At 52.6% G+C, this 5,494-nt stretch carries 5 protein-coding genes; 4 read left to right on the forward strand and 1 reads right to left on the reverse strand.

Annotated elements, in window-relative coordinates:
• Nucleotides 1-593 precede the first annotated feature (593 nt).
• From NOV21_RS07735 to NOV21_RS07750, 4 genes are read left to right on the forward strand one after another with little or no spacing between them, the layout of a single operon-like run.
• A complete protein-coding gene (locus tag NOV21_RS07735; RefSeq protein ID WP_283171723.1) occupies nt 594-791 on the forward strand; it encodes a hypothetical protein in 198 nt (65 codons plus the stop codon).
• The gene (locus NOV21_RS07740; RefSeq protein ID WP_283171722.1) at nt 778-1,032 is read left to right on the forward strand and encodes a hypothetical protein; all 255 of its coding nucleotides are present in this window, start codon (nt 778-780) and stop codon (nt 1,030-1,032) included. The genes NOV21_RS07735 and NOV21_RS07740 overlap by 14 nt, the downstream gene beginning before the upstream one ends.
• Before the next feature lie 31 nt (nt 1,033-1,063).
• Nucleotides 1,064-1,888, forward strand: coding sequence for a Hachiman antiphage defense system protein HamA (locus tag NOV21_RS07745; RefSeq protein ID WP_418864788.1), 825 nt, complete (start codon nt 1,064-1,066; stop codon nt 1,886-1,888).
• Nucleotides 1,885-4,908, forward strand: coding sequence for a DEAD/DEAH box helicase (locus NOV21_RS07750; protein ID WP_283171720.1), 3,024 nt, complete (start codon nt 1,885-1,887; stop codon nt 4,906-4,908). The genes NOV21_RS07745 and NOV21_RS07750 overlap by 4 nt, the downstream gene beginning before the upstream one ends.
• Nucleotides 4,909-5,306: 398 nt before the next feature.
• Here the strand turns inward: NOV21_RS07750 and NOV21_RS07755 are convergent.
• A partial coding sequence (locus tag NOV21_RS07755) for a hypothetical protein (protein WP_283171791.1) occupies nt 5,307-5,494 on the reverse strand: 188 nt, incomplete at its 5' end.

Consider the following 5,494-nt stretch of genomic DNA (forward strand, 5'->3'; position numbering starts at 1 on the left):
GGCGGAGGCTCCAAGGTGGCATGTTTCCGCTTCGCGGGTCGGATGTCGTTGCCTGAGTGGGCGTCGGATGGCGAATGCGCAGCGGTGGCTGCGTCGGGGGGCCGGGAACTCAGCAGGGTGGGGCGCTTAGGCGTCGAGAAGGGAGCGCCCGACGTGGTTTATCCGGGGAGCCGTGCATGGAGGTGGGCGCAGAAGGCGGGTTGGCGAGTCCGGTAGAACTAAAGCAGCGTCATCGCTCGCATCTTCAGAAATCGCAACGGCATCGCGCTCTTGACACGTGCTACTGCATAAACTGCTTGGTCCGATTCTCACAGCGCGCGAAGCGATGCTGAATTCCGAATGCTGAGGCAGTATCGGGCACCGTGTACGTCATGCTAGCCCTCCCCGGCCTCAGATGGAGATTCTCGACTGGGACGATTGGCTTACATCCAGGGTTCTGGCTTGTCCTATAGTGCACCGTGCTGAAATAGGCTGAGCCGCACGTTGATGGGATTATCGTCATACGCACTGGGCACTATTCGGTGTTCACTCCGCCGTGGTAAAATCTTTCATAACTTTTATGAAAGGAACACGACCGGAAGAGGCGGACTCTGATGGGCGAACAGGAGCTGAGGAAACATGTCCTCGGCGCAAAGAAGACCGAGCGGATCATCTTCGCGGCGACGCCGGAACTCAAGGAGGCGCTGGAAACGATTGCGCGGGAGAAATGCGTGAGCCTCTCCGCTCTCATCACGTCGCTTGCCATTGACGAGGTCATCGCGAACAAGGAGCTATTCGATGGCAAACAGTAAGAAGCTTGCGAGTGAAGTCATGCCCCGTAAACAGCAGGTTCTCGAGAAGGCCAAGACAGTCACGCAGATACGCCTGGGCGGAGAGAGCGAAGATGGAGTGCTCGAAAACGTCCAAGCTAAGGACCTATTCCAGTACCTGACCGAGCACACAGCGCCGATGGATCCGGCGAGCAGAGTGAGCTCTGACTTTCATCAAGGCAGCGACATCATTGCCACCGCCCGCAAGGAACTTGGGATTTAGATTAGGCAATTGCAGGGAATCGTGAGTTACTTTGGCAAACACTGCTATCAACCAATCGAATATCAGGGAACTCCCACGCCCATGCTTTATTGATTGGCTGGTCCGGGAAGATGAAGTGTCCATTGAAGGATGCAGCGTAGAATGTTTCCGTCTAGAGGGTTCAATAGATGATGCGGCACTCGTTGAATGGGCACGACACATTCGAAGACATTACATCCGGGATGATGAGCTCCACGAATACTCTGAGTTCTACCAGATTGGAGAAAATGAGTATCTTCGCGAGCAGGTCATCCCGGATGTCCCCCAGATCATAGCAGGGGATTTCGCCGAGATAGTAATCAGCGACTTGGTCCAGTTCGTGGAGGGGTATGAAGTTCCTCGCTACAAGCAGCATGGTAGGTCAGACAAAAATAGCTCGGAACATGGCACCGATATCGTTGCCTTCAAGATGAAGAACCCGCCAAGCCCATCAAAGTCCGATGAACTACTTGCGATTGAAGTCAAATCCCGGAGTAGTAGCACAGATCTCAAAGGCGCTATTTCAGATGCAGCAAAAGACTCCCCTAAGGATCGGAGCAGAATTGCAATGACGCTCGCGTACTATGGCAAGAGAAGCCTGGACGCAGGAGACGTCCTCACCTCGAGCGAGTTAAAGCGATTCATGAATGCGAGCGAGCACCCCTTCAAGGAAGCTTTTGCCATAGCCGCGATTGCTGGGATTGGCGATGCAGAACGCCATCTAGAAGGGCTAAGCGCGTCAGACCTGTGTGTCGCCGAAGGCGAAACGGTTTTCGTCATTCACAAATCGCATCTCATGGATTTGATACATGAGATTTACGACAGGTGTACATCATGATTTACGGCGAACGGTCGGACCGCGAATTAAAATACGCGAAGGCGCAGGCAAAGGCTACGGAATTCTTCGTAGACTCGTCTGCTATCCCGGACTTCGGGATGAATTCAGACGAACTGCATTACTCATCGATATTGACCTTGTCGTCGTACGTCGACGCCAGACTATCCGGCAATAACGGGAAGGAGCTTCTGCTGGACTTGAAGAAGACAGGGGCCTTCTACGATGCCGCGTCCAATGATGGCCGAAATGCTCAATTCAGCGACGGCTATTGGACGCTTGCTATGGCGACCTACTTCTTGCTAGGAAACTATGGGAGCTCCAAAGTCGCTGCCGGCAAGGTCAAGAACGCCGATTATTACGGCACAAGGGCCGGAACCCTGCACGGCTTTGTCTCGTACCTTTTGAATCCCGGCAATCCTATCCCTGAAGAACTACGTATCTTGGGGCAATACTTAGAGGGCGGAGATGTAGATGAAGCTGATGTCATCGAGGAAGCGGCGTCGCTACGTACCGACGCAAATCCCGAAGACCTCTTCTTTGGCGGAGTGTTGTACGTCTCGATTCTCGATTCACTCTCATTCTCGACAAGATCGCTTCTGCCCGTCTACACCAAAATTGGGCTCGAAGAGTGGAAGCCCTATCTAGCGCAGGCGTCGTTCCCAAAATTGCTGTGGCAGGCACAGCAGCAGATAGGGCGAGCAGGAGTGTTTTCCGGAGGAAATGCCTTTGTGCAGTTGCCTACGGGAACTGGCAAAACGAAGAGCATCGAGCTGCTGTTACGGTCAAGCATTCTCGCGGGTAGAAGCACCCTATCCGTCGTCGTCGCGCCGCTACGTGCTCTTTGCTCCGAAATCTCGCGCGATTTATCGGCCGCCCTTAGGGGAATAGCGGATGTCAGGCAGACGTCGGACGTAATGGAAGTCGATTCGTGGTTGGAGCAAAGCTCGAGTGGGCCAAAAGTCCTGGTTTTCACCCCTGAGAAGTTAGGCTACGCAATCCATCACAGCGCCCCTCTTCTAGACGATGCCGGGCTGTTCGTATTCGATGAGGCTCATTTGCTGGACAGCGTATCGAGAGGTCCTAGCTACGAACTTCTTCTCACTGAAATATTTAGAGCGAAGCCTGATGCCCAGAAGGTACTTATCTCGGCAGTTGTTTCCAATGCTGACGAGATTGCGAACTGGGCTTTTGGCGATTCGAGCCTTCTTGCTATAGGTGAAAATATCCAAGTAACTGATAAGTCAGTTGGCTTCATACAGCAGAGGGGCAAAAGGGTTTCATATGTTGAAGCTGACGACATATCGAATGAAGACTTCTTCGTCCGAGTCGATTTGACTTCTCAGCCACTGAAACGAGTAGGCAGAGAGACTAAGCAGCGGTACTTCCCGGAAATGGGCAATAAGAACGCGGATTACGCTCGCGATCTTGCCATCTATTACGCGAATAGGCTGCTTCCGAATGGTGCTTGTGCGATCTACGTTCCCAAGAAAATTTCGATACAACCGTTATTTAAGCGATTGGATGATCTGCTCCATCGGGAAGCAGACCTTCCGAACCTGAAGTCATCCGCATCTGAGGAGGAATTGGAGAGGCTTTCCAATCTAGTCCGCCTCCATTACGGAAACGATAGTGGACTAAGCTCAGGAATCAGTGCGGGAGTGCTGCCTCACTACGGCGACTTGCAGGGTGCTATTCGCCAATCGGTAGAGTTCGCCGTCGAGCGTGGCCTTGCAAAATGTATCGCGTGCACGTCTACGCTTGCGGAAGGCGTAAACCTGCCTATAAAGTACCTGATTGTCACTGGCGCACGTCGGGGAAACGAAACTCCACGTACAAGGGATTTCCAGAATCTAATCGGGAGGACAGCGAGATCCGGCAAATACAGCGAGGGAAGCATTCTGGTTGCAGAGGATACTGGCAGGACAAGCAGCAACAGAATGTACTCTGAGCTCATGAAAGAATCGAACACAGAGCGGTGCGAGAGTGCCATACTAAACCTGTTCACAGATGTTTTCGATAGAGAGAAGAATCCCCGCCGAACCCTTTCCGGCCGATCCGTACTGAACACAATCCTGGAGCATATTGGTGATCCTCAGCTGGAGTACGAGCTAACAAATGCTTTCGAAATAAATTTAGGGTGCGACAGGGCGCGTGCACGCGCTCTATCAGCAATGAAGGTGCGCCCTCTCGAAGCGATTGAAAGCTACATTTCGGGGATTATGTCCTCGGATGGAAGCGAAGACGATGTGATGAACATATGCGTTTCCACATTCGCATATGTCTCTTCCGATGACGAGATGAAGGAACGACTCCTCAAGCTCTTCCAGGCGATTTACGAGTCTCTGGATACCGTTAATGCCGACCAAGCATCTTTATGTCACCTGATGCAATCGGGGATAAGGAGTGCGGCTTCGCTATCGGGCTGGATTGAATCTAAGGAAGGTGTCGAATTCCTCGAAGGCGGCTGTTCAGATATCGACTCAGTAGCAAACGCGTTTCTTCTGCCAAATCCCGATGCAGCACATCCCCTCGACAGCCATATGCTTGCTGCCGCTACCACCCTCTGGATTGATGGCAGTGACGTGTCTCAAATCACAAGCTATTTAAACGATACGTTTAGGCCCAGCAGAAAGTTTCGGCTTACAAAAGTCGAGGGCATCGTTTCTGGAGTCATCCGGTTTTCCCTTAGCCATTTCATATCATGCCTCATTGACGCCATCAAGCAGCATCCAGCTTTTGCAACGGAGGAGAACTTGGACAATCTCTGCCTGTTGCAAAGAAAGGTCAAATATGGGGTTTCCAGTGCGCGTGCAGCTATGTTCTGCGAAAACGTGCTTGACGACCGTATGGTCGCAAAGGAAGTCATTTCAATCTTGGGGGAATCGGGGTCATCGGACGTCGACATGTTGCGGTTTGAGGCCATTGCACATAAGGCTGTCATCGCTGAGTATGCAAGTTGTTTGCCCGCATACTGTGCTCAGCGAATTTCTAAGTGGGTTGACCCGAGCGCGAAAGGCTAAGCTCCCACGCTGTGAAGGTAAATTGGCCTGACCTGCTGACAACTCTAAAGCGCTGTCTTGCGCACGAGTTACTAGCAAGTTATTGAAGGCAGCGATGAAACAGACCATCCGTGAAGTGATCTTTGCCTGCATCTGTTGCCAAGACACGGAATGAAGCGTTCCCGAAATGAGAAGGGTCTAACTGCAAGGAAGATACTGGCAAATCGCACTCGTCCCTTTGCGGAAAAGGGAGCCCTCACTACCTGTACATCATCAAGGGGACGGGAGAGGCGCTCTTCCCGGCAGGGTCTTTCTGCACCGAAAAATTCGATCCAAAAGGTCTAAACCATAAAAGGCCATATCTATCCGTATCTCCGTATGGTCTGGTGCCAACTTCACCCCAAGAAGCAGCAAAGCGTCTACTCACGCTCCATCTCCGCAATCAGGTCGTCTTCCCTCTCGAGTTCGCCGCACTCAGCATCGCCGGCGATGCCGACGAAAAGGTCGCTCAGCAGCTCGACCTTCGCGATGAGGCGCTTGTCCATGGCCGAGCAGTCGCGCAGGCGGCAGAGCTCCTGGTAGACCTGGCGCATTGATTCGCGGAGCA

This window comes from Curtanaerobium respiraculi, assembly GCF_024609215.1.
In the GTDB taxonomy this organism is placed as follows: Bacteria; Actinomycetota; Coriobacteriia; order Coriobacteriales; family Eggerthellaceae; genus Curtanaerobium; species Curtanaerobium respiraculi.

Coding starts and splice junctions, on each gene's coding strand:
- NOV21_RS07735 (WP_283171723.1), top strand. CDS start 594: ATGGGCGAACAGGAGCTGAGGAAACATGTCCTCGGCGCAAAGAAGACC.
- NOV21_RS07740 (WP_283171722.1), top strand. CDS start 778: ATGGCAAACAGTAAGAAGCTTGCGAGTGAAGTCATGCCCCGTAAACAG.
- NOV21_RS07750 (WP_283171720.1), top strand. CDS start 1,885: ATGATTTACGGCGAACGGTCGGACCGCGAATTAAAATACGCGAAGGCG.